Here is a 1,451-nt window from a genome sequence, read left to right as displayed (position 1 = left end):
TATTGGCGTCCGACTAATTTTAAAGATAGCCAAAAACCTGCGGTTTTTGGCTGATTTGGGCTGTTTAGCTTGAGTTTTGAAAACCACCCCCTCTTTTCTGTGCAAACAGGTCCAGTTGTACATTTTCAAGATTGTCAAGTTCCCTGCTGAGCTGGGTTGTTGACAACCTCAGGAAAACCAGCAGGTTTACGTAGCTGGCCGTATGTTTTGCCGCCAGTTTGACCATGGTGGAAAAATCCTCGGCCTCTTTGGTCATTTTATGGATTACCGTAAAGACAAGGTTCAGTATCAGGGCGACCCATATCTGGGTTTTTATGCCGTTCTCGCTGTCTGAGAGGAAATAGGTGAGCTCGAAGTTCTGCTTGAGTTGCCTGAAAAGTGGCTCAATGGTCCACCTGTTTTTGTAGAGCATGCATACCGTCATTGCCTTGAGGTCCATTAGGTTGGTCAGGAACACCATCCTTTTGTCGCTGGCAGGGTCAATGTAGGTGACCATCCTGGCCCTGGTTTTTCGGGTGCCCTGCTGGCCGCACTGGTACTCCAGCTCGATGACGGCATCCATCTGCACACCCGACTCACAGGCTTCCTCCAGCTTCCTCTGCTCCAGGAGGGTGAATCTGGCGTTTTTGTTCATCATGGTAAGGAAAAACACACCTTTCTGCGTCCATTCGGCATATTGGCCGAACTTCTGGAAGCCCTTGTCGAACACGGCGATGGTGCCTTTGGCAAGGTCAAGCATGGAGAGGAACACCTTTTCGTTGGTGGCCGCGGCCTTCAGGCAGATGAAGTTGGGGACCCTTTCGGAAAGCGTTATCTTGGTGAAGGCCTTCAGGCCGCCTTTTTTCCTGCCGTCCAAGGGAAGCCTTCCGCATGCCTTGAACACCTCCCTGAAAAGGGTCACCACCGTCGAGTCAAATATCTCGACGGTGCTGGGGGCAACCTCCCCGTTGATCTTCAGGGACAGATAGCTGTCCGACAAATAATCCCTGTAGTGGCCGTAAAGAAGCATGTACAGGTGTCCGAACACATCCGCACACCTGTGCGAGTTGGCATCGGAGACACTGCTGCGCTTGGGTATGCTGAAAATGCCGCAATGGGCCAGTTTGTCGCCCATCAGCATGAAATTCTTGATAATCTCACGCAAGGTGGAGCTCCCCGTCAACACCCCATAAAGCATGAAAACGAACTGATCCCAGGTTTTTACCCTCTTGTACCACTTGTCGGACTGGTATTGTTCAACGCTCTGTTTGACCAGTTCCCTGGGGATGAATGACAAAAGCTGTCCGAGAATTGGAAGGGAACATTTATTGGAGGTATTTTTGCCCATGGTTAATTTGTTTTGTCGTGATTACAACATTAACCAAGGGGCGGGGCTTTTCAAAGTCCTGCCCCTAAATTTGTACTATTCTAAGTGATCAGAATTCATTCTCCGATTTTCTCGGACACCACTA

At 49.8% G+C, this 1,451-nt stretch carries 1 protein-coding gene; it reads right to left on the bottom strand.

Annotation, left to right across the window (positions count from 1 at the left end; translation table 11 throughout):
• Positions 1-64 precede the first annotated feature (64 nt).
• A complete protein-coding gene (locus tag ADIS_RS08925) occupies positions 65-1,327 on the bottom strand; it encodes an IS4 family transposase (RefSeq protein ID WP_010854125.1) in 1,263 nt (420 codons plus the stop codon).
• Positions 1,328-1,451 lie beyond the last annotated feature (124 nt).

The organism is Lunatimonas lonarensis (genome assembly GCF_000390185.1).
Taxonomy (GTDB): Bacteria; Bacteroidota; Bacteroidia; order Cytophagales; family Cyclobacteriaceae; genus Lunatimonas; species Lunatimonas lonarensis.
The sequence above is the reverse complement of the archived record's forward strand: the minus strand, read 5'-3'. Positions and strand labels throughout refer to the sequence as shown.